The organism is Mesorhizobium hawassense, assembly GCF_003289945.1.
Taxonomy (GTDB): domain Bacteria; phylum Pseudomonadota; class Alphaproteobacteria; order Rhizobiales; family Rhizobiaceae; genus Mesorhizobium; species Mesorhizobium hawassense.
In genome coordinates this window covers 490,358-510,812 of record NZ_QMBP01000001.1, presented here as the reverse complement: position 1 = coordinate 510,812, position 20,455 = coordinate 490,358, and the positions used below count along the sequence as shown (strand labels likewise).

Below are 20,455 nucleotides of genomic sequence, written 5' to 3'. Positions count from 1 at the left end.
TGCCCGGCAGGGCAATGAGGGGCAGCGCTGACGACAGCCGGCTGTACACCATGGTCGCAGCGCCTTGCCCCTGATGAGCGTCATTTCCGGAGAGCGTTCCTCAACAGCTCGCCGTTTCATGCGCCGTCCGGCGCGCCGTCAGCCGGAACGGCATGTCGCCAAGCTCGCGCTCCGACATGGTGTCGAGCACCGGATGCGACAGCGGATCGGCGACCCAGCGGGCGAGCTCGCCATCGTCGCGCGGCTTGGCCTCGGCGCCGGAAAGCCCTTTCAGCAAAGATAAAATCTTCATGGGACGAACCTGCTACCTCAAGGCCAGTCCGGCTAAATTCTGCGTTTTGCCATCAGGTTTCAATTGAGATTTCGGCCCATGCACTTTAGAAAAACTGAATGGCTATGCTGAACCGCGTCCATCTCAACGGCCTGCGCGCCGTGGAAACCGTCGCCCGGCTGGGCTCGCTCGCCGCGGCGGCGGCAGAGCTCAATGTCTCGGTCAGCGCCGTCAGCCAGCAGGTCAAGCGCACGGAAAAGCAGCTTGGACAGGCGCTGTTCGAACGCACGCCAGGCGGGCTCGCGCCAACGGAATTCGGCACCGCCTTCACCGCGCGACTCAGCGCCGGGTTCCGCGAGCTCGCGCAGGCGGTGGCGCTTGCCGACGAGACGAGCCAATGCACGCTGGTCGTCTCGGTGGCGCCGGCCTTCGCCTCGAAATGGCTGCTGCCGCGGCTGTCGCGGCACTTCGCGCGTCATCCGAATGTGCTTTTGCGCATCGACGCATCGGGCAAACTCTCCGATCTCGACCATTCCGATATCGACGTCGCGATCCGGATGGGCGATGGCGCATGGCCGGGCGTGCATTCGGAACTACTGCTGGCGCAGGAAGTATTTCCGGTCTGCGCGCCGTCGATCGCGGCCAGGCTGCACTCGATCGAGGATCTGGCGCAGACCTGCGCCATCACCGACGAGCGGGCGATGTTCAACTGGGACGGCTGGTTCAAGGCGGCCGGTGTCGAGCCGGTGACCTTTCAGAAGGGCGCGCGCTTCACCGATCCGATGCTGTGCGTGGAATCGGCGATCGCCGGCCATGGCGTGATGCTCGCCTGGCAGTTGCTGACCGCCGATGCGCTGGCCGACGGCCGGCTGGTCGCGCCTTTCGGCGTGCGCGCCGAGAGCGGGCTTGGCTATTGGATGGCGACGTCCGCCACCAAGAGCGAAAGCCGCAAGGTGCGCGACTTCAAGGCCTGGGTACGCGAGGAGATAGAAGCGACCATGGCGCAGTTCCAGGCGCTGGACAGCGCCGCTTGAATCGCTCTGCGTTTTTCGCTGACGCGGTCCCGCGGTTCGGCAGGCCCAGTCGATCGCGGTGGAAAGGCCAGGCCCAGCGGTCTATGTAAGAGCCAGACCCCAACAAATGGCAGGCAGGATCATGACCACACATTCACGCGGCGTCTCGGCAAGCATCGACCCGGTGAAGCTCGACAGGCTGGCGGAAGTCGCCATCAAGGTCGGGCTGCAGCTGCAGCCCGGGCAGGACCTGGTGCTGACCTCCTCGATCGCGGCGCTGCCGCTGACCCGCCGCATCGTCGAGCATGCCTACAAGGCCGGCGCCGGGCTGGTGACGCCGATCTTCAACGACGACGAGATCACGCTGGCGCGCTTCCGCTATGGCGCTGAGGCCAGTTTCGACCGCGCCGCCGGCTGGCTCTACGAAGGCATGGCGAAGGCCTTCTCCAACAATGCCGCGCGGCTTGCCGTGCGCGGCGAGGACCCGTCGCTGCTTTCCGCGCAGGACCCGGCCAAGGTCGCGCGCGCCAACAAGGCGAACTCGATGGCCTACCAGCCGGCGTTGGAAAAGATCACCGGCTTCGACATCAATTGGAACATCGTCGCTTATCCCGACCTTGCGTGGGCCAAGCAGGTTTTTCCGAGCGAGCCGGATGACGTCGCGGTGGTCAAGCTTGCCGACGCCATCTTCTCGGCTTCGCGCGTCGACGTCGAGGATCCGATCGGCAATTGGAAGGCGCACAACGCGGCCTTGGCCGAGCGCACGAAATGGCTGAACGAGCATAATTTCCACGCGCTGCATTTCACCGGGCCGGGCACCGACCTGACCGTTGGACTGGCCGAAGGCCATGAATGGATGGGCGGCGCCTCGACGGCGAAGAACGGCGTCACCTGCAACCCGAACATCCCGACCGAGGAGGTCTTCACGACGCCGCATGCGAGGCGCGTCGAAGGCCATGTCTCCTCGACCAAGCCGCTGTCCTACCAGGGCACGCTGATCGACGAGATCTCGGTGCGTTTCGAAGGCGGACGGATCGTCGAGGCCAAGGCGTCGAAGGGCGAGGACGTGCTGAAGAAAGTGCTCGACACCGACGAGGGCGCGCGCCGCCTCGGCGAAGTGGCGCTGGTGCCGCATTCCTCGCCGATCTCGAAGAGTGGGCTGTTGTTCTTCAACACGCTGTTCGACGAGAACGCCGCCTGCCACATCGCGCTCGGGCAGTGCTATTCGAAGTGCTTCGTCGACGGTGCCTCGCTCAGTCAGGACGAGATCGCCGCGCGCGGCGGCAACAAGAGCTTCATCCACATCGACTGGATGATCGGCTCGGACAAGATCGACATCGACGGCGTGGCGAAGGATGGCAGCCGCGTGCCGGTTATGCGCAAGGGCGAGTGGGCCTGACAGACCCTGACCAGGAGACGCGATGGCCTTCGACATACCGGTGAAGCGCATTTATGAGCCGCCGGCAGAAGCCGACGGCCAGCGGGTGCTGGTCGACCGCATCTGGCCGCGCGGCGTTGCCAAGAAGGACGCCGCGCTGGCGCTCTGGCTCAAGGATATCGCGCCGAGCGACGCGCTGCGCAAATGGTTCGGGCATGAGCCGGAGCGCTGGGCGGAATTTCAGAAGCGGTATCGAGCGGAGCTCGACGCGAATGGTGACGCGGTGGCGGAGCTGCGTGAGCTATTGCGCGAAGGCAAGGTGACGTTGCTCTACGGCGCCCATGACGAGAAGCACAACAATGCCGTGGCGCTGGCCGACTATCTACTTCGTCATCCTCGGGCTTGACCCGAGGATCCATGCCGTGACCGTCACTGAAGGGCGCAACGGAGTAGAATTCTCAACCGCTGCAACGCGTTAGCGTCACGGCATGGATTCTAGGGTCTGCGCGCGTCGCTTCGCTCCTTGCTCCGCCCTAGAATGACGACGCGATAGGTAGGGTCCAGCCTAATCCTACTTCACCGCCCCCTCATAAACCTCCGGCTTGAACCCCACCAACACCCGATCGCCCACCTCCAGCACCGGCCGCTTGATCATTGTCGGCCTGGCGAGCATCAGCTTCTTCGCCTTCTTCTCGTCCAGCCCGGCCTTGTCCGCCTCCGGCAACTCGCGAAAGGTCGTGCTGCCCTTGTTGAGCAGCTTTTCCCAACCGACCTTGCCGACCCAGCCATTCAGTTTGTCAGCTTCGATCCCCTCGGCCCGGTAGTCATGAAAGCGGTACGGCAAGCCGTGGCCCTCCAGCCAGACGCGCGCCTTCTTGATCGTATCGCAGGTGGTGATGCCGTACATGGTGATGGTCAATTCAGGCCTCGGTCGAATGGGGTTGCGAATCCGGCAAAACCCTAGGCGCGCCCTAGCTGCTTTGCCAGCGCTTTGCATCGACGCCGATTTGGCTCTTGCTAACACTAAGGTTTTTCCCTAAGTATTATTCGAACTTTGGAGCAACGGCCAATGATCAACCTGCAAAGCGTCAGCCAAAGTGTGCCGCAGATCGACGGCATTTTTCGCGCGCTGGCCGACCCGACAAGACGGCGCGTGGTGGAGCGGCTGAACAGGAGCCCGGCATCGGTCAGCGAGTTGGCCGAGCCGTTCGAGATGGCCCTGCCCTCCTTCATCGAGCACCTGAAAATTCTGGAGGGCTGCGGGCTGGTGCAGTCGCAAAAGGCCGGCCGGGTCAGGACTTACAGTCTTTCGCCCGAGCCCCTGAAGCTCGCGGAAAACTGGCTCGCCGAACAGCGCGCGCTGTGGGAACGCCGCCTCGACCAGTTCGACGCCTATGTGATGAGCCTCAAGGAGAGTGAAAAGTGAGCTATCCGTTCAAGCCGAATCCGAACCTGGACCTAACGCTGGAGCGCTTCCTCGACGCGCCGCGCGAATTGCTGTGGCGTGCCTTGACGACGCCGGAGTACGTCCGTCAATGGTTCACGCCGAAACCATGGGTCATCATCGATTGCGAGATCGACCTCAGACCCGGCGGCCTGTTCCGCACGCGCATGCAGTCGCCCGACGGCAAGGAGGTGAGCGACCGCCATTGCTGCTATCTCGAAATCGTGCCGAACGAACGGCTGGTGTGGACCGACGCGCTGCTGCCGGGCTACCGGCCGTCCGGCCAGCCCTTCATCACCGCGGTAATCGCGCTGGCGCCCGAAGGCAAGGGCACGCGCTACACCGCCACCGCCATCCATCGCGACGAGGCGACCCGCAACAACCATGAGGAAATGGGGTTCTTCGACGGCTGGGGCACGGTTGCCGACCAGCTCGCGGACTATGCGAAGACGATTTGAGTTTTTTGTCCAAGCATGGCGGCTGGGGCGTGGCGCCCCTGCCGCCGTGGTCGAAGGTGATGCAGCGGCCTAGTAGTAAAAACGCTCTTCGCTGATCTTGCCGTTCTTGACCGTATAGAGGCCGACCTCGTCCATTTTGACGCGTTCGCCGGTGGACTTGGGCGTGATGTCGAAGCTGAAGCGAACCGCGAACTGATCGCCGTTGACATAGGGGCCCTCAACGGAGCCGCCATGGACTTCGTGGTTTTCCTGCCACCACTGGCTCTTCTGCTTGAGGGCATCCTTGCCGTGGCAGACGGCCATCGGCCCCTCCATCGCTTCGTAGCTGACGATGTCGTCGGCATTGTACTTCGAAGCAGCGCCATTGTGGTCGCCCTGCTTGAGGAGTTCGGTGAAGTCCTTGGCAATATCGGCAGTGGTCATGATGTCCTCCTGTTCAGACGAACTGCAGGTAGGCTGCCGACTGTTCGGCTGCCACCCGCGCGCCGTTCCAAGGTGACAATTCGTGTCAGGATGCAGGCGCCAGCCGGTGAATGATAGTCACCGTCTGAGATGCCCACATGACAGTCAGCGCGTTGGCTTGCCGCAAGAACTATGAGGGAGAATAACACCCGCGCTCGGTCGCCAGCCGCCGCACCAGCGCCAGCACGGTGTCGATGGTCGGCGTCGGCTGGCCGGTCAGGCGGCCGAGCTCCCGCACGGCGCCGACCAGCGCGTCGATCTCCATCGGGCGGCCGCGCTCCAGATCCTGAAGCATCGAGGTCTTGTGCTCGCCGACATCGCCGGCGCCTTTGATGCGCCGGTCGACGGGAATGAGGAAACGCACGCCGAGGCTTTCGCCGATCGCCTGCGCCTCCAGCATCATGGCGCGGGCGACGGCGCGTGTGGCTTCATCGGCGACGATGGCCGCGAGCGTGCTGCCGGTCAGCGCCGAGATCGGGTTGAAGGAGAGATTGCCCCAGAGCTTCACCCAGATTTCGGAGCGGACGTCCTCGCGCACCGGCGCCTGCAGCCCGGCCTTGACCATTTCGCGGGCGAGCGCTGTCGCCCGCTCGCTCTTCTCGCCCGAAGGTTCGCCCAGCGAAAAGCGCGTGCCTTCGACATGGCGGATCAGGCCTGGCGCATCGACCTCGACGGCGGGATAGACGACGGAGCCGATGACGCGTTCCGGTCCGATGCACTGCCAGATCGCGCCACCTGGATCGACCGCATCGAGCCGCGTGCCTTCGAGCGCGCCGCCCGCCTTGTGGAAATACCACCAGGGCACGCCGTTCTGCATGGTGACGACGGCGGTCCCTTCACCCAGCAGCGGCGCGATCTCGCCAAGCGCCGGCGCCAGCGAATGCGCCTTCATCGCCAGCACGACATAGTCCTGCACGCCGAGTTCTTCCGCGCGGGAGACGGCCCTTACCCGCGCCACCGTTTCCTTGCCGCCCTCGATCAGGCGAAGGCCATCGGCTTTGATCGCCTCAAGATGTGCGCCGCGCGCCACGATCGACAGATCGACCGAGCCGGCGATCGCCAGCTTGGCGGCGAGATAGCCGCCGATGGCGCCAGCGCCGAAAACCGTGACGCGCATCAGCCGAGCCCGAGCTTTGCCGAGAGACCAATACGCTGCAGCTTGCCGGTCGCGCCTTTCGGGATCTCGTCGAGAATCACCACCTTGCGCGGCACCTTGAAATCGGCGAGACGCGTCGCGGCGAAACCGCGGATGTCGGCCTCGCTGGCGCTTTGGCCTTCGCGCAGCACGACGGCGGACGCGACCTCTTCGCCCAGCTTGTCATGCGGCATGGCGAAGGTGACGACCTGCGCCACCGCCGGATGGTCCATCAGCACTTCGTCGACCTCGAGCGGCGAGATTTTTTCGCCGCCGCGATTGATGATCTCCTTCAGCCGGCCGGTGACGCGCAGGTAGTTGTCCTCGTCGAGCACGCCCTGGTCGCCGGTGTGGAACCAGCCATGCGCGAAGGCGCTGGCATTGGCGTCCGGGCTCTTCTCATAGCCGGCGGTGACGTTCGGGCCGCGAATGACGATCTCGCCGACCTCGCCGGCCTTGAGCAGCCGCCCATCCGGCGCCATCACGGCGACTTCCGGTCCTGCCGACGCGCCGACGCTGCCGGGCTTGCGCTGGCCGGGTGGCAAACGGTTGGAGGCCATCTGATGCGCGGCCTCGGTCATGCCGTAGGATTCGATCACCGGGCAGCCGAAGGTCGCTTCCAGTTCGGCCATGACCTGCGCCGGCAATGAGGCCGAAGACGAACGGATGAAGCGCAATTTCGCCTCCGCAAGCTGTTCGGGATTGCGGGCGGCGCGCGGCAGGATCGCCTGATGCATGGTCGGCACGGCGGTGTACCAGCTGGGTCTGGCCTCAGAGAGCCATTGGAAGAAACGCAGCGCGCTGAAGCCCGGCGTGCAGAAGACGCTGCCGCCGGCGGCGAGAGAGGACAGCACCGCGGCGATCAGGCCATGGATATGGAATAGCGGCATGATGTTGAGGCAGCGGTCGGCCGGCGTCAGGCCGAGCGTGGCGCCGATATGCGCCGCCGACGCCGCAAGGTTGGCGTGGCTGAGCGGAACAAGTTTTGGACGCGAAGTGGTGCCTGAGGTGTGGAGCAGCAGCGCGACATCGCCGTTCTCGGCCAATCCGGATGAGACCGGCGATGCGACAGGGTCGCCCTCGATCGTGAAGACACCGGCCGGCGCATCGTCAGGCACCACCAGCCGCAGCACCGGGATGCCGAGGCGTTCGGCAACCTCGACCGAAGGGCCTACCTCATCCTTGCCGACAAGGATTGCCTTGACGCCGATATCGCTGAGATAGAAGTCAAGCTCGTCGGCGCGATAGGCCGGATTGAGCGGCGCGGTGGACGCGGCGGCCGCCACGGCTATGAACGCCGTCGCCATTTCCGGGCCGTTGGGCAGCACGATGGCGACACGGTCGCCACGGCCAATGCCGAGTGCGTTGAGCCGCGCCAACGTATCGCGGATCAGGCGACGCAGCCCGCCATGCGACAGGGCTGGCCGTTCGGGCGCGGCAATGGCCGGCGCGTCTTCGTCGCCGGGCGTTAGGCGATGGGCGAGATCGGTGGCGTTTTCGCTGTTTGTCATGGTTCCAGACTATGTTTCGAAGGATCGGCCGATGTCCAGCAAAGGCCTTCTCAATATCCGAGCGCGAGGCCGTCCTTGCGCGGATCGGACGCGCCGGTCAGCGTGCCCTTTTCCCAGTCGATCAGCACCGCCTGCCCGCCGCCCAGCGGATGATCCGGCTCCACCACCTTATGGCCTCGCCGGCGCAGGCCTTCGATCGTCTCGGCGCGCACGCTTCGCTCGGCCTCGGCGACATCGTGGTTGTAGAACACGCGCGCGGCATCGATCGCCTGCTGTGGGTCCATGCCGAAGTCGATCATGTTGGTCAAAAGATGCACATGGCCGAAAGGCTGGTAGCCGCCACCCATGACGCCAAAGGGCATCACCGCGCGGCCGCCCTTCGTCATCATGCCCGGCATGATCGTGTGCATCGGCCGCTTGCCCGGCGCTATCGCGTTGGGATGCTTCGGATCGAGGCGGAAGCTGGAACCACGGTTCTGCAGCACGACCCCGGTCTTCGGGCCGACGACGCCGCTGCCGAAGGAATAGTAGGTCGAGTTGATGAAGCTCACCGCATTGCGGTCGCGGTCGACGACGCTGATATAGACCGTGTCGCTGCCCGGAAGATCGAGGCGCGGCAGATCGGTCATGGCGCGCGCGGGGTCGATCGCGGCGCGCAGCCGGTCGGCATAGGCGCCGGAGAGCAGCGCCTTTACCGGCACGTCGACATGGTCCTGGTCGCCGAAAAAGGCGTCGCGGTCCTGATAGGCAAGCCGACCCGCCTCGATCTCGAGATGCAGGCGCTCAGGACCGTTCGGGTCGAGCGCGCCAAGGTCGTAGCCGGAGAGCACGTTTAGCATCAGAAGCGCGGTCAGGCCCTGATTGTTCGGCGGCATCTGGTGGATGTCATGGCCGCGATAGGAGGTGTTGACCGGGACCCGGTAATCGCCCTTCGTGGCGGCGAAATCGTCGAGCGTGTGCAGACCACCGAGCGCGCGGAGACGTCCGACGATGTCCTCAGCCACCGCGCCTTCATAGAAGCCGGCGCGGCCTTTCCTGGCGATGATGCGCAGGGTCTCGGCAAGTTCCGGCTGGCGGTGCACGTCGCCCGCTTTCGGCGGCTTGCCGCCGGGCAGGAAGATGCGCGTCGCCACCTCGTCGGCCGACAGGTCGGTTTCCGGATCCTCCCAGTCGAACGCGACCCGGTCGTGCACGACATAGCCGTCTTCGGCATAACGGATAGCCGGAGCGAGCGCGTCGGCGATGCCCTTGCGGCCATGATCCTCCAGCAGCCGGCACCAGGCGTCGATGGCGCCGGGAATCGTAACCGCGTGCGGCCCCTGTTTCGGCAGTTCGCTGAAGCCCTTGTCCAGATACCAGTCGACTGTCGCGGCCTTGGGCGCACGGCCGGAGCCGTTGAACGCAAGAACGTTGCCGTCGCCCTTCGGGCAGCAGAGGACGAAACAGTCGCCGCCGATGCCGGTCGACTGCGGCTCGACCACCGCCTGCACGGCCGCCGCGCAGACGGCGGCATCCATGGCGTTGCCGCCGGAGCGCAGCATGTCGATGGCGGCTAAAGTGGCGAGCGGGTGCGAGGTCGCGGCCATCGCCTCGGTAGCACGGACCGGCGAGCGGCCTGGGAACTGGAAGTCACGCATGCTGGTTTTGGTATCCCTCAAATCAACGTTCGCGGCCGAAAAGCTGGGCGGCGGACAACAAGACGATCGATAGCACGATCAGGCAAGTCGAAATGGCGGCAATCGTCGGATCGATCTGGTCGCGCAACGCATTGAACATGCGCCGCGTCAGCGTCGTGGTCTCGCCGCCGGAGATAAACAGCGACACCACCACCTCGTCGAAGGAAGTGATGAAGGCAAACAACGCGCCCGAGACGATCGAGAAACGGATCTGCGGCATCGTCACCTGGAAGAAGGCCGAGAAACGGCCGGCGCCGAGGCTGCGCGCCACCTTCTCCTGGTTCATGTCGTAGGAGCGCAACCCCGACAGCACCGTCAGCACGACCAGCGGCAGCGCCTGCACCGTGTGCGCGATGACGAGGCCGGTCAGCGTGTTGTTGAGGCCGATGCGCGCATAGAGGAAGAAAGTGCCGATGCCGATCAGGATGACCGGGATGATCAGCGATGCCGTCAGCAGCGCGTTGATCAAGCCGGTCAGCCGCAGCGTGCGGGCATTGATGGCGTAGGCGGCGGCGGTGCCGAGCAGCGTCGCGACGATCGCCGTCATCACCGCCACCTTGACCGATACGATGGTGGCGTCGCGCCATTCGACGGAGCCGAAATAGCTCTCGTACCAACGTAGGGACCATTCCTGCGGTGGGAACTGCAGCAGCGTCGAGTCGGAGAAGGACATGATGACGATGATCACCGACGGGGCGATCAGGAACAGCATGACGAGGCCGCCGAGCGTGTAAAGCCAGAGGCGCTGGCGATGCGTGATAGGCAAGGCGTTTTCCACGCTCATCGCTGGCTCCAGACCCCGGTGGCACGGGCGCCGAGCAGCCACTGGAAGAGGCCGAGCAGCGCCAGCGTGAAGCCAAGCAGCACGACGCCCAACGCAGCGCCCGCCCCCCAGTTGGAATAGAGGCTGGTGGTCTGCTCCATGCGCATCGCCCACATGATCACCTTGCCGCCGCCCATCAGCGCCGGCGTGACGAAAAAGCCGAGGCACAGCACGAAGACGATGACCACGCCCGAGGCCAGCCCCGGCAGCGAGAGCGGGAAGAAGATCTGCCGGAAGGTAGCGGCCGGGCTGGCGCCGAGATTCATCCCGGCGCGCAGGCAATCGACGTCGATGGTTTTCATCGAGGCGTAAAGCGGCAGCACCAGGAAGGGCAGCATGATGTGGGTCATGCCGATGACGACGCCGCTGAAATTGTTGGCGAGCGGCAGCGGCTGGCCGATCACGCCGAGATCGATCAGCCAGCTGTTGACCAGCCCCTTGCGCTGCAGGATGACCAGCCAGGCATAGGTGCGCACCAGAACCGAGGTCCAGAACGGCAGGATGACGAAGATCAGGCAGATCGAGGCGGCGCGGCGCGGGAGCTGCGACAGCATATAGGCCAGCGGATAGCCGAAGAGCACGCAGGCGCCGGTGACGATGAAGGCCACCTTGAAGGTGGTGACGAAGGTCTTGATGTAGGACGCCTGCTCGAAGAAGCGGGCGTAATTGGCGGCGCTCAGCTGGCCGGTTTCGTCGAACAGCGAGAGCCAGAACAGCCAACCGATCGGCACGATGATGACGGCGAAGACCAGGAACAGCCCGGGCGACAGAAGCGCGAGCAGGCCGCGCGATTCCCGCCGCGCGTCGGCGGCCAGCGCATCGGCGTTGAGCGCGCGATCGGGCCTGCCGGCATGATCGAGACTGGCGGACACGATGCTCATTGGTCCGCCACCAGCACGACGTCCTGCGCGTCGATGCCGAGCGTGATCGGCTCGCCCGGCCCCGGCAGTTTCGCCAGCACGTCGGAGCGGCAATAGTCGCGCAACGTCACCTGCCGCCCGTCCCTGAGCGTCGCGTAGCAGACGAAGCTGTCGCCCTGGTAGATGACGTCGCCGACGGTCGCCGGCAACGCATTGACGTCGCCCGATTGTTCGCCGTTGATCAGGCGCAGCTTTTCCGGCCGCACCACCATCAGATGCCGGCCGGCGGACGGCGCGGCCGTGGTCATGCGAAGCTTCCTGTCCTCATACCAGACGCTGCCATTGCGGCATTCGACGGGAACGAAGTTGGACTCGCCGATGAAGCCGGCGACGAACTTGGTCTGCGGCTTGGCGTAGAGAACTTCCGGCTGGTCGATCTGCTCGATGCGTCCGGCATTCATGACCGCGATGCGGTCCGACATGGTGATCGCCTCGCGCTGGTCGTGCGTGACGTAGACCGTCGTCATGCCGAGCCTGCGATGCAGGTTGCGCAATTCGATCTGCATATGCTCGCGCAGGCTCTTGTCGAGCGCCGACAGCGGCTCGTCCATCAAAACGATGCGCGGCTCGAAGACGATGGCGCGGGCCAGGGCCACGCGCTGTCGCTGGCCGCCGGAGAGCTGGTCGACACGGCGCTCGCCGAGGCCTTTCAGCTGCACCAGGTCCAGCGCCCGCTCGACGCGTTCCGCCGTTTCCGTGGCCGATACGCGACGCTGCTTCAGCGGAAAAGCAATGTTGTGGAAGACGTTCATATGCGGGAACAGCGCATAGTTCTGGAACACCATGCCGATGTTGCGCTTGTGCGGCGGCATGGTGATGATTTCCTCGCCGCCGACCTTGATGGAGCCGGCATTGGCCCGCACGAAGCCGGCCAGGATCATCAACAGCGTCGTCTTTCCCGAGCCGGACGGTCCGAGCAGCGTCAGGAATTCGCCCGCGGCGACATCGAGGCCGAGATCGTGCAGCACCGACACGCCGCCGAAGCGCTTCTCGATACCGCCGATCGCGATGGGAAGCGCGGACTGCGCAAGAGACAAGAGCATCTCCCTTCAACTCCGGATCTTTTTCGCGAAAACGATGCGGAGCGGCGCGTTTTGCGCCGCTCCACACACGTTCATCATTGCTGGATCAGGTTGTTGAATTTCTCCGTCGCCTCGACGAGCGTGTCGCGCCAGAAGGCCGGGTCCTGCAGCACCTGCTTCTTGACGTTCTCCGGCGCGGAGTTGATGTCCTTGATGCGCTCGGGCGGGATCTTGCCGGTCTCGAATGCCTTCTCGTTGGCCGGGCCGTTATCGACATAGAGCGGCAGGTTGGCCTGGAGATCAGGGCTGACGAACTTGGCCAGCGCCTTCATGGCGACATCCTTGTTCTTCGAGCCCTTCGGGATGACCATGCAATCGGCGGTGAGCACGCCCTGGTCGAAGGAGAAGCTGACCGGGGCGCCGCTCTTTTTCAGCGTGCCAGCGCGGCCGTTCCAGATGCTCGCCATGTCGACCTCGCCGTCCTTGACGAGTTGCATGGCCTGCGCGCCGGATGTCCACCAGGCATCGATGTGGCCCTTGACCTTGTCGACGGATTGCAAGGCGCCGTCGATGTCGACCGGATAGACCTTGTCGATCGGAATGCCCTTGGCGAGGGCGGCGACACTCAGCGTCTCGGTCGCCTGGCTGCCCGAGAGAGCGCGGCGGCCGGGGAATTTCTCGACGTTCCAGAAATCGGCCCAGGTCTTCGGGCCTTTGTCGCCAAAGACGTCGGTGCGGTAGATCAGCACGACGGAGGTGTAGGAGATGCCGACCCAGTCGTCATGCACGAGCTTGGGATTGATGCCGCTCTTGTCGATGACGCTGTAGTCGAGTTTTTCGAACAGGCCTTCCTTGGAGCCGCGGGCGCATTCGTCGGCGCCAAGCTCGGTGATGTCCCATTTGACGGCATTACCGGTGACCTGCAGGCGCACGTCGTCGAGGCCGTTGGTGGTGTCCTGCTTGATGGTGATGCCGAGATCCTTGGCCGTCGGATCGAAGAAGGCCTTGGTCTGCGCCTCCTGGTAGGTGCCGCCCCATGAGGCGACGGTGATGGTGTCGGCGGCCGACGCCGGAACGGCGACCGAAGCCAGCAGGCCGGCAACGGTCAGCCCGTGAATACAAAGTCTCTTCGTCATTTTCGCTTCTCCAATCGGTGTTCCCGTTATCGTTGATTTGGTATGCGAATTTGTATACAATTTTGAGTGTAATTTCTCGGAGGCCGATGTCAACTCGGGTTTTCGTGTTTTTTGGTACGGGAGAGACAGGCCCATTCCGCAGGAGGCAATTGCCTCCCGCGAAATGCTCCTGTTCAAGCGTGCCCTAAAACGAACTAAACTCGCGAATCCGTGACGCAACGTTGGAGGCGGGACGCTTGAAAGAGAGAAAGAACACGCTGCGCGACTCGGTGTTCGAGGCGCTGAAGGCGTTGATCATCACCGGCCAGATCCCGCCGGGCGGGCGCGTGACGGAAAACGAGATCGCCGAGCGCTTGAAGGTGAGCCGCACGCCGGTGCGTGAGGCCTTCAACCGGCTGGAGCGCGACGGACTGGTGATCGGGCGTCCGCGCCAGGGCTATGTGGTGGCCGAGTTCAACCTGACCATGTTCCGCGAGGCCTTCGATATCCGCGAACTGCTCGACGGGCGCGCGACCGAGCTGGCGGCGGCCAACGCGACCGCCGCCGACAAGGCTCGGCTGCGCGAGATGCTCGCCGAATGCGAGCGGCTGGCGGCGATTCCGGACCGCAACACCAGGGAGAAATTCGAGGAATTGCAGGTCGGCATCGACCTGCACCGGGTGATCGCCGAGATCAGCGGCAACGAGATGCTCTCCGGCATGCTCGGCGGCATCCTCGACAAATGCCAGCAATATGTCTGGACCGAGCTTCTGTGGCTGGACGAGTGGAAGCTCACCCGCGAGGAGCATACCGGCATCGTCGATGCGATCTGTGATGGCGATGTTACTTTAGCCGGCGCGCGCGCCCGGGCGCATGTGCGCGGCTCGCGCGAGAACATCCTGCGCCTGCTGCAGGCCAAGTCCGACTATCAGGGATTTTTCGCCAAGGCGTCGTAACCCCTTGGCTAGACATTCAGTTCGACAGCACAGGGCAATTGGCGCCCCGCCGCAGACTTATGTGTGCCACGTCGCCGACACCGAATTGAGAACCGTCGGCGCGACGCGGCGCGTCGATGACAATCGGCGTCCCCTGCCCGAGCTCGGCATGAAGGCGCAGCGTGCGGCCATGGAAGACGACACCGCTGACCCGCGCCGGTGCGGTTCCCTCGGCGGCTTCGCCGGCAGCCAGAAGATCCTCCGGACGAACGCCGATGGTGCGCGTGTCGCCAGCAGCCGGCGTGTCGCCGTTGTCGGAGGTAGCCTCCAGCGGCAGTTCGCCCGCGGCAAAGCGCAGGCGCTCGCCGTCGCGGCCGATAAAGCGCGACTGCAAAAGGTTCATCGTGCCGATGAAAGAGGCGACGAAGCGCGTCGCCGGGCGGTCATAGAGTGTCGCCGGCGCGGCGGTCTGCTCGATGCGGCCCTTGTTCATGACGACGATGCGGTCGGAGATCGACAGCGCCTCGGTCTGGTCGTGGGTGACCATGACGAAAGTGGTGCCGAGCCGCGCCTGCAGCCGCTTCAGCTCGATCTGCATCTGCTCGCGCAGATGCGCGTCGAGCGCCGAGAGCGGCTCGTCGAGCAAAAGCACGCGCGGTTCGCAGACGATGGCGCGGGCCAGAGCGACGCGCTGGCGCTGGCCGCCCGAGAGCTCCGAGACGCGGGCGCGCAGCTTGTCGGCGAGACCGACCATGTCGAGCGCGTCGCGGACGCGCTTTACCTGCTCGGCGCTGGTGAGTTTGCGCAGCGACAGGCCGAAGCCGACATTGGCCGCGACATCCATATGCGGGAACAGCGCATAGTCCTGGAAGACGGTGTTGACCGGGCGCTCGAAGGGCCTCAAGCCCGTGATGTCGCGGCCTTCGAGCAGGACATTGCCGCCGGTCGGGCTCTCGAAGCCGGCAATGACGCGAAGGCTCGTCGTCTTGCCGCAGCCGGAGGGGCCGAGCAGGGTCAGGAACTCGCCGGGAGCAATGTCCAGATCGACGGCTTCGAGGCCAACAATACCGCCCGGAAAAACCTTGGAGACTTTCTGCAGTCGAACGAGCGCATCAGGCGCCATCGCGCACCTCGGAGGGTTTCGTCGTGTTGACCCAGAGAATCTGGCAGCGCTCGGCGCCGGGATTGCGGAAGGCGTGCAGCAGCGTGCTCTTGAAGGCAAAGCTGTCGCCGGCTTTCAGCAAATAGGTGGTGGCGTCGACGACCAGCTCGACCTCGCCGGCCATGACGAAGCCGAATTCGTGGCCGGCATGGGCGTAGGCTTCCGCCGTGCCGCCGCCGGCCTCGACCGTCACCAGCATGCCGGTGAGCGTCGCGGCGGGCGGCGACAGCAGCGCCTTGGCGATGCCTTCCGATTTCACCGGGATCGCGCGCCGCTTGTCGGCGCGCACGCAATAGAGGTCGTTGACTGCCTCGTTGCCGTCGGCGATCAGCGCCGAAGGCTCGATGTCGAGGGCGGCGGCCAGCGGCCAGATCACCTTGACGCGCAGCGAGGACATGCCGCGTTCAATCTGGCTGAGCGCGCCAATGGAAATGCCTGCTTTTGCCGCGAGATCGGCCAGCGACAGGTTGCGCTCGAGCCTCAGCGCCCGCACGCGCCGGCCGACGCGGATATCGGCATCGTCCTTCGGTTTTGTCGCCGCTTCGTCAAGAACATCCATGCATCGGTCCTCGTTGTCTTTCCACCGGTGCGGCGCAGCGCCGCCAGGCTCCCCCTTCTCCCCTTGTGGGAGAAGGTGTCGCCGAAGGCGACGGATGAGGGGTGTTCCAGCTTGGCAAGGACGGTGATCCGTCCAACACCCCTCATCCGTCTCGGCGCTGCGCGCCGATCCACCTTCTCCCACAGGGGAGAAGGGGAGGCCTCAGCTCAGCCGCCAGCCTTCACCTTCTCGAACATCTTTGCCATATCGTCGTTCTGCTTCATCGGGCCGGTGAAGATGGTGGTCTTCAGCATCACGTCCGGATCCGCCGGCAGCTGCAGTTTCTCCAGCTCGTCCTTCGACACGCCGGCGAAGGCGGTCGCGAGCGAACTGCCATAGCCGTAGGACTGGATCAGGAACTTGCCCGAGTCGGCGTCGAGCCGGCTGTTGATGAAGTCATACGCAAGATCGACGTTCTTGGCGTCTTTCAGCATGACGAAGCCGCAGGCCCAGGTGAGCATGCCTTCCTTCGGCTTCATGAACTCGACCGGCACGCCCTGCTTCTTCAGCGAGGTGGCCGACGCGTTCCAGGTCATGGCGGCGACCAGCTGGCCGCTCGCCAGCGCCTGCTCTACCGAGGTCATGTCGGTGGTGTAGCTCGACAGCAGCGGCCGCTGCTCGCGCAGCTTTTCGGCCACCTTGTCCATCTGCTCGGGCGTCATGTCGAAGGGGTTCACGCCCGCCAGAAGAGCCGCGACGATCGGCGTGTCATGCACGGCATCAATGGTCGCCATGCGGCCGGCATATTGCTTGTCCCACAGAAGGTTCCAGCTCGCCTCGGGGTTCTTCACCAGATCGGTGCGATAGAGGATCGAGGTGTTGCCCCAGTCCCACGGCACCATCCACACCTTGCCGTCGCCGGCCTGCAGATCGGGCAGGTTCTTGAACACCGGGAAGATCGAATCCCAGTTCTTGATGCGCTTGGTGTCGATCGGCTGCAGCAGGCCTTCCTTGTTCCAGCGCGCCACCTTGTCGTAGCAGGGATGCGCTATGTCGGGCCGAAAGCCGGCCTTGACCTTGGTGAAGGCGTCGTCGTCATCGCCGAAGATCGTCGCCTCGACACCGTCCGGATGCGCGGTGAGGAAGCTCTTGTTGAAGTCGGGCAATTCGTAGCCCGACCAGGTGAAATATTGCAGCTTGTCGGCGGCTAGGGCGACCGTCGACGACAGCGCGAGGGCGAGCGCGGCAAGGCCGGCCCGAGCCTTGTGTCCGGTGATCGATTTCAGGTGGAATGTCATTTTCGTTCTCCTCTTCTTTGTTGTGGTTCAGGCTGGATTGCGGCGCGCGGCGCCAAGGCCGCGATGGCGCAGGATTTCGGCGCTGCCGGCGATGATGAAGGAGACGGTGAGGATCACCGTTCCCAGCGCCATCACGGTCGGCAGCGAGCGTGGGAAGCGCAATTGGCTCCAGATGTAGAGCGGCAGCGTCGGCTCGGTGCCGGCGAGGAAGAAGACGACGATGAACTCGTCGAAGGAAATCAGGAAAGAGAGCATGAAAGCCGACAGCACGGCGGGCGCACTGAGCGGCAGCATGACGCGCCGGAACGTCGTCCAGTCGGAGGCGCCGAGATCGAGCGCCGCCTCGCGGATCGTTTTCGGGATGGCGGCGAAGCGGCTGCGCATCACCACCACCGTCGTCGGCAGCGCGACGAGGATATGTCCGAGCACGATGGAAACGCGCGACGGGCCGAGGCCGACGAGGTTGACCAGGATCAGCAGCGAAATGCCGACGATGACGCCGGGGATCAGGATCGGCAGCCGGGCGATGGCGCTGATGATGGTGGCGAGCGGCGAACGGCCATAGAGGTCCATATAGGAAACGGTGATGCCGCAGAGCGTTGCCCCGAAGGCGGCGATGACACCGATGACGAGGCTGTTGGCCAAGGCGCCGGACAGCGCCGGATTGCCATAGAGCGTGCGGTACCAGTCAAGCGTGAAGCCCTGCAGCGGAAACGCCGCCTGGATGGAGTTGTTGAAGGAAAACAGCGGGATCAAAAGCACCGGCAGATAAAGGAAGACGAGATAGCCGAGCACATAGAGGCCGAGCCAGCCGCCGCCTGCGTTGATGTCGGTCCGCGCGCTCATGTGCGGCTGCCAAATCTGCGGTCGGCGCCGCGCGCGACCAGGACGACGCACAGGATGACCAGCATGACGCAGACCGAGAGCGCGGCACCGAACGGCCAGTCATTGGCCTTGCCGAACTGCGACTGGATCAGCGTGCCGATCATGGTGCTCGCCGGACCGCCGACCATGGCCGGCGTGACATAATCGCCGACCGTCGGCACGAAGACGACGAGCGCCGCCGCCAGCACGCCCGGCATGGAGTTGGGCAGCACGACGCGGCGGAAGCTGGTGAAGGGCCGCGCGCCGAGATCGGAGGCGGCTTCGAGCAGCGATTTCGGGATGGTGTCCAGCGCCACATAGATCGGCAGGATGGCGAAGGGCGCATAGGCATGCGCCAGCGTGACGACCACCGCGGCCGGCGTGTTGAGGAAGGCGAGCGTCGGCTGCGACCAGAGGCCGGTCTCGATGAAGGCCGAGTTGAGCACGCCATTATAGGCAAGCACGATCTTCCAGGCGAAGACGCGCAAGAGATAGCTGGTCCAGAACGGCAGCGTGACCAGGAAAAGCAGCAGGTTGCGGCGTCGCCCGGCATGGAAGGCGAGGTAATATGCGACCGGATAGGCAGTGACGACGGTGGCAAGCGTCACCAGACCGGCAATGACCAGCGAGCGCAGCGTCACCGTCCAGTAAAGCGGATCGGTCGCGACGGTGAGGAAATTTTCGGCCGTCAGGCCGACGCCGAGCAGCGAGCCGTCATTGCCCCGAAAGGCGAGGAAGACCACGAGGCCGAGCGCGAACAGGATGAGGAAGAAGGTGACCAGCCCGCCCGGCAGCAGCATGGCGAAGCGGAACACCGGCGAGATGCGGTTTTCCGGCAGTGGCCGTGCTGCGACGATGGTCGATGACATCGAACTGCCCATCGGAATTCTGAAATCACCTAATGATTTTTCATATTCATGAAACTGTCAAGCTGAATCGCTTGTGCGCTGCATGCTTAATGCGCGTCGCGATGAAGCGGATTCAGGCGACGCGCTTTAAGTCTTTGTTTTGATGCATGTCGTTTTCCCAGAACCGCTGCAAACTTCTGGGCGACATGCATTGGTCAGCGCTCGAACGCGTCGAGCATCCGGTACCAGGTGATTGCCGCGACAACGCCGACCTGGCGGAAAGCGTGGAACGGGATCGGCCGGATCGGCGACAGCGGGAACGGCAATTGGCCGGCATCGCCGCTCGCGAGGTAGTTCGCCACGCGCCTGCCCAGCGCGCTCATCAGGCCGACACCCCTGCCCTGGCAGCCGACGACGGCGAGCAGCCCCTTTTCCGGTTCATGCAGATGCGGCAGGTGGTCCGGCGTCAGCGCCACACGGCCGAACCAGCGCTTTTCGATCGCGATGCCGGCAAGCGCCGGATAGAGGCGGGTGAGCGCGCGTTCGCAATGCGCCCAGTCGGCGGCGCTTGACGGCAGCGCCATACGGCCGCGGCCGCCGAGCACCATGCGGCCATCGGGACTCCGGCGGTAATAGACCAGGATGCGGCGAGAATCCGAAACCGCCTGGCCGCCCGGCAGGATGCTTGCGGCAAGCTCGGCCGGCAGCGGCGCGGTGGCGATCTGGAAGGAGTGCAGCGGCACGATGGTCTGGGCAAGCCCGGGCAACAGCCCGTCCGTATAGGCATTGGTGGCGAGCACGACCGACTTGGCGCGCAATTCGACGCCGCCTTGCGTCGAAACCCACCAGACGCCGGCCTTCTTGGCGAGCTTCACCACCTTCTGCTGCTCGGCGATGCTGGCGCCGGCCGCCGAGGCGACGCGGGCGAGTTCGAGCGTGTAGGACAGCGGATCGATGACGCCGGCGCGGCGGTCGAGCCAGCCGCCGAGATAGCCCCTGGCTCCGGTCATCGCGGCGATTTCTGCCTGGTCGACCAACTCGACGTCGGCGCCGCGCGAGCGCCATTGGCGATCGCGGTTCGCCGCGGCTTTTAGGGCGGTCTCGGTGTGCGCCGCCTGGATCCAGCCATTGCGTGTGAACGGCACGGCCAGCCTCTCGTCGCGGATCACGTCGAACACCGCGTCGGCCGTCGAGGCAGCGAACGCGACCAGGGCTTCGCCGCGCTCCTTGCCGAAATGCCTGAGCAGCCATTCTGGATCGTATTTGAGGCCGGGAATGACCTGTCCGCCATTGAGGCCCGAAGCGCCCTGCCCGATCGCGCCGGCGTCCAGCACCTGCACGGAAAGCCCGGCGCGGGCCGCATGCAGCGCCGTCGACAGGCCCATGATGCCGCCGCCGACGATGATCGCGTCCAGCGTGCCGCCGAATGACAGTTCGGACCGAAACGCCGGTGCCGTTTGGGGCTTCCGCCAGACCGGATCGGAGAAGGCTGCGGGCAAAGACCACCTCGGCGCTGGAGTTGCATGAAAATCCTATTGTCGATTTCACAGATTTGAAAGCGCGTTTCCATAGGCCAGATCGC

The 20,455-nt window shown here is 64.7% G+C and carries 22 protein-coding genes; 6 read left to right on the top strand and 16 right to left on the bottom strand.

Going from position 1 to position 20,455, the window contains the following annotated elements:
• Positions 1–100: 100 nt before the first annotated feature.
• Positions 101–292, bottom strand: a complete 192-nt coding sequence (locus DPM33_RS02285) for a hypothetical protein (RefSeq protein ID WP_112095258.1) — start codon at positions 290–292, stop codon at positions 101–103.
• A 98-nt stretch (positions 293–390) separates the two neighbouring features.
• Here DPM33_RS02285 and DPM33_RS02280 point away from each other — a divergent pair, with 98 nt between their 5' ends.
• From DPM33_RS02280 to DPM33_RS02270, 3 genes are all read left to right on the top strand, one after another.
• Complete coding sequence (locus DPM33_RS02280; protein WP_112095257.1) at positions 391–1,305, top strand: LysR substrate-binding domain-containing protein; 915 nt, start codon at positions 391–393, stop codon at positions 1,303–1,305.
• A 121-nt stretch (positions 1,306–1,426) separates the two neighbouring features.
• The gene (locus tag DPM33_RS02275; RefSeq protein ID WP_112095914.1) at positions 1,427–2,683 is read left to right on the top strand and encodes an aminopeptidase; all 1,257 of its coding nucleotides are present in this window, start codon (positions 1,427–1,429) and stop codon (positions 2,681–2,683) included.
• A 22-nt stretch (positions 2,684–2,705) separates the two neighbouring features.
• Positions 2,706–3,068: a DUF488 domain-containing protein gene (locus DPM33_RS02270; RefSeq protein WP_112095256.1), complete on the top strand. Its 363-nt coding sequence runs from the start codon at positions 2,706–2,708 to the stop codon at positions 3,066–3,068.
• A 165-nt stretch (positions 3,069–3,233) separates the two neighbouring features.
• Here the strand turns inward: DPM33_RS02270 and DPM33_RS02265 are convergent, their stop codons facing one another.
• Positions 3,234–3,581, bottom strand: a complete 348-nt coding sequence (locus DPM33_RS02265) for an ArsC family reductase (RefSeq protein ID WP_112095255.1) — start codon at positions 3,579–3,581, stop codon at positions 3,234–3,236.
• A 150-nt stretch (positions 3,582–3,731) separates the two neighbouring features.
• Here DPM33_RS02265 and DPM33_RS02260 point away from each other — a divergent pair, with 150 nt between their 5' ends.
• Together DPM33_RS02260 and DPM33_RS02255 are read left to right on the top strand one after the other, a co-directional pair.
• Positions 3,732–4,088: an ArsR/SmtB family transcription factor gene (locus DPM33_RS02260; protein WP_112095254.1), complete on the top strand. Its 357-nt coding sequence runs from the start codon at positions 3,732–3,734 to the stop codon at positions 4,086–4,088.
• Positions 4,085–4,564 (top strand): SRPBCC family protein, encoded by a 480-nt coding sequence (locus DPM33_RS02255; RefSeq protein ID WP_112095253.1) that lies wholly within the window; start codon positions 4,085–4,087, stop codon positions 4,562–4,564. Before DPM33_RS02260 ends, DPM33_RS02255 begins: the two co-directional genes overlap by 4 nt.
• Positions 4,565–4,633: 69 nt before the next feature.
• Here DPM33_RS02255 and DPM33_RS02250 read toward each other — a convergent pair whose 3' ends face one another.
• The 8 genes from DPM33_RS02250 to DPM33_RS02215 all read right to left on the bottom strand — a co-directional run bounded on the left by DPM33_RS02250 (position 4,634) and on the right by DPM33_RS02215 (position 13,249).
• Positions 4,634–4,987 (bottom strand): nuclear transport factor 2 family protein, encoded by a 354-nt coding sequence (locus tag DPM33_RS02250; protein ID WP_112095252.1) that lies wholly within the window; start codon positions 4,985–4,987, stop codon positions 4,634–4,636.
• Positions 4,988–5,156: 169 nt separating this feature from the next.
• Positions 5,157–6,143, bottom strand: a complete 987-nt coding sequence (locus DPM33_RS02245; RefSeq protein WP_112095251.1) for a 2-dehydropantoate 2-reductase — start codon at positions 6,141–6,143, stop codon at positions 5,157–5,159.
• On the bottom strand, positions 6,143–7,672 hold the full coding sequence (locus DPM33_RS02240; RefSeq protein ID WP_112095250.1) for an acyl--CoA ligase: 1,530 nt from the start codon (positions 7,670–7,672) through the stop codon (positions 6,143–6,145). Before DPM33_RS02240 ends, DPM33_RS02245 begins: the two co-directional genes overlap by 1 nt.
• A gap of 50 nt (positions 7,673–7,722) precedes the next feature.
• Positions 7,723–9,309, bottom strand: coding sequence for a gamma-glutamyltransferase (gene ggt, locus DPM33_RS02235; RefSeq protein ID WP_112095249.1), 1,587 nt, complete (start codon positions 9,307–9,309; stop codon positions 7,723–7,725).
• 22 nt (positions 9,310–9,331) lie between these two features.
• The gene (locus DPM33_RS02230; RefSeq protein WP_112095248.1) at positions 9,332–10,132 is read right to left on the bottom strand and encodes an ABC transporter permease; all 801 of its coding nucleotides are present in this window, start codon (positions 10,130–10,132) and stop codon (positions 9,332–9,334) included.
• Positions 10,129–11,052, bottom strand: a complete 924-nt coding sequence (locus DPM33_RS02225) for an ABC transporter permease (protein WP_112095247.1) — start codon at positions 11,050–11,052, stop codon at positions 10,129–10,131. Before DPM33_RS02225 ends, DPM33_RS02230 begins: the two co-directional genes overlap by 4 nt.
• Complete coding sequence (locus DPM33_RS02220; protein WP_112095912.1) at positions 11,049–12,128, bottom strand: ABC transporter ATP-binding protein; 1,080 nt, start codon at positions 12,126–12,128, stop codon at positions 11,049–11,051. The genes DPM33_RS02225 and DPM33_RS02220 overlap by 4 nt, the downstream gene beginning before the upstream one ends.
• Positions 12,129–12,208: 80 nt before the next feature.
• A complete protein-coding gene (locus tag DPM33_RS02215) occupies positions 12,209–13,249 on the bottom strand; it encodes an ABC transporter substrate-binding protein (protein WP_112095246.1) in 1,041 nt (346 codons plus the stop codon).
• A gap of 236 nt (positions 13,250–13,485) precedes the next feature.
• Here DPM33_RS02215 and DPM33_RS02210 point away from each other — a divergent pair, with 236 nt between their 5' ends.
• Positions 13,486–14,184, top strand: coding sequence for a GntR family transcriptional regulator (locus tag DPM33_RS02210; protein WP_167448914.1), 699 nt, complete (start codon positions 13,486–13,488; stop codon positions 14,182–14,184).
• A gap of 16 nt (positions 14,185–14,200) precedes the next feature.
• Here the strand turns inward: DPM33_RS02210 and DPM33_RS02205 are convergent, their stop codons facing one another.
• The 6 genes from DPM33_RS02205 to DPM33_RS02180 form a co-directional block, all read right to left on the bottom strand.
• Positions 14,201–15,286 (bottom strand): ABC transporter ATP-binding protein, encoded by a 1,086-nt coding sequence (locus DPM33_RS02205; protein ID WP_112095244.1) that lies wholly within the window; start codon positions 15,284–15,286, stop codon positions 14,201–14,203.
• Positions 15,276–15,884, bottom strand: a complete 609-nt coding sequence (locus DPM33_RS02200) for a cupin domain-containing protein (protein WP_112095243.1) — start codon at positions 15,882–15,884, stop codon at positions 15,276–15,278. Before DPM33_RS02200 ends, DPM33_RS02205 begins: the two co-directional genes overlap by 11 nt.
• A gap of 206 nt (positions 15,885–16,090) precedes the next feature.
• Positions 16,091–17,161: an ABC transporter substrate-binding protein gene (locus DPM33_RS02195; RefSeq protein ID WP_112095242.1), complete on the bottom strand. Its 1,071-nt coding sequence runs from the start codon at positions 17,159–17,161 to the stop codon at positions 16,091–16,093.
• Positions 17,162–17,188: 27 nt separating this feature from the next.
• Positions 17,189–18,007, bottom strand: a complete 819-nt coding sequence (locus DPM33_RS02190; RefSeq protein ID WP_112095241.1) for an ABC transporter permease — start codon at positions 18,005–18,007, stop codon at positions 17,189–17,191.
• Positions 18,004–18,894: an ABC transporter permease gene (locus DPM33_RS02185; RefSeq protein ID WP_112095910.1), complete on the bottom strand. Its 891-nt coding sequence runs from the start codon at positions 18,892–18,894 to the stop codon at positions 18,004–18,006. The genes DPM33_RS02190 and DPM33_RS02185 overlap by 4 nt, the downstream gene beginning before the upstream one ends.
• Positions 18,895–19,088: 194 nt before the next feature.
• Positions 19,089–20,372, bottom strand: a complete 1,284-nt coding sequence (locus tag DPM33_RS02180) for an NAD(P)/FAD-dependent oxidoreductase (protein ID WP_112095240.1) — start codon at positions 20,370–20,372, stop codon at positions 19,089–19,091.
• Between the last annotated feature and the right edge of the window lie 83 nt (positions 20,373–20,455).

What these genes read in the sequence shown, in the direction of transcription:
- DPM33_RS02285 (WP_112095258.1), bottom strand. Translation starts at nt 292, where the DNA reads ATGAAGATTTTATCTTTGCTGAAAGGGCTTTCCGGCGCCGAGGCCAAG.
- DPM33_RS02280 (WP_112095257.1), top strand. Translation starts at nt 391, where the DNA reads ATGGCTATGCTGAACCGCGTCCATCTCAACGGCCTGCGCGCCGTGGAA.
- DPM33_RS02275 (WP_112095914.1), top strand. Translation starts at nt 1,427, where the DNA reads ATGACCACACATTCACGCGGCGTCTCGGCAAGCATCGACCCGGTGAAG.
- DPM33_RS02270 (WP_112095256.1), top strand. Translation starts at nt 2,706, where the DNA reads ATGGCCTTCGACATACCGGTGAAGCGCATTTATGAGCCGCCGGCAGAA.
- DPM33_RS02260 (WP_112095254.1), top strand. Translation starts at nt 3,732, where the DNA reads ATGATCAACCTGCAAAGCGTCAGCCAAAGTGTGCCGCAGATCGACGGC.
- DPM33_RS02250 (WP_112095252.1), bottom strand. Translation starts at nt 4,987, where the DNA reads ATGACCACTGCCGATATTGCCAAGGACTTCACCGAACTCCTCAAGCAG.
- DPM33_RS02245 (WP_112095251.1), bottom strand. Translation starts at nt 6,143, where the DNA reads ATGCGCGTCACGGTTTTCGGCGCTGGCGCCATCGGCGGCTATCTCGCC.
- DPM33_RS02240 (WP_112095250.1), bottom strand. Translation starts at nt 7,672, where the DNA reads ATGACAAACAGCGAAAACGCCACCGATCTCGCCCATCGCCTAACGCCC.
- ggt (WP_112095249.1), bottom strand. Translation starts at nt 9,309, where the DNA reads ATGCGTGACTTCCAGTTCCCAGGCCGCTCGCCGGTCCGTGCTACCGAG.
- DPM33_RS02230 (WP_112095248.1), bottom strand. Translation starts at nt 10,132, where the DNA reads ATGAGCGTGGAAAACGCCTTGCCTATCACGCATCGCCAGCGCCTCTGG.
- DPM33_RS02225 (WP_112095247.1), bottom strand. Translation starts at nt 11,052, where the DNA reads ATGAGCATCGTGTCCGCCAGTCTCGATCATGCCGGCAGGCCCGATCGC.
- DPM33_RS02215 (WP_112095246.1), bottom strand. Translation starts at nt 13,249, where the DNA reads ATGACGAAGAGACTTTGTATTCACGGGCTGACCGTTGCCGGCCTGCTG.
- DPM33_RS02205 (WP_112095244.1), bottom strand. Translation starts at nt 15,286, where the DNA reads ATGGCGCCTGATGCGCTCGTTCGACTGCAGAAAGTCTCCAAGGTTTTT.
- DPM33_RS02200 (WP_112095243.1), bottom strand. Translation starts at nt 15,884, where the DNA reads ATGGATGTTCTTGACGAAGCGGCGACAAAACCGAAGGACGATGCCGAT.
- DPM33_RS02195 (WP_112095242.1), bottom strand. Translation starts at nt 17,161, where the DNA reads ATGACATTCCACCTGAAATCGATCACCGGACACAAGGCTCGGGCCGGC.
- DPM33_RS02190 (WP_112095241.1), bottom strand. Translation starts at nt 18,007, where the DNA reads ATGAGCGCGCGGACCGACATCAACGCAGGCGGCGGCTGGCTCGGCCTC.
- DPM33_RS02185 (WP_112095910.1), bottom strand. Translation starts at nt 18,894, where the DNA reads ATGTCATCGACCATCGTCGCAGCACGGCCACTGCCGGAAAACCGCATC.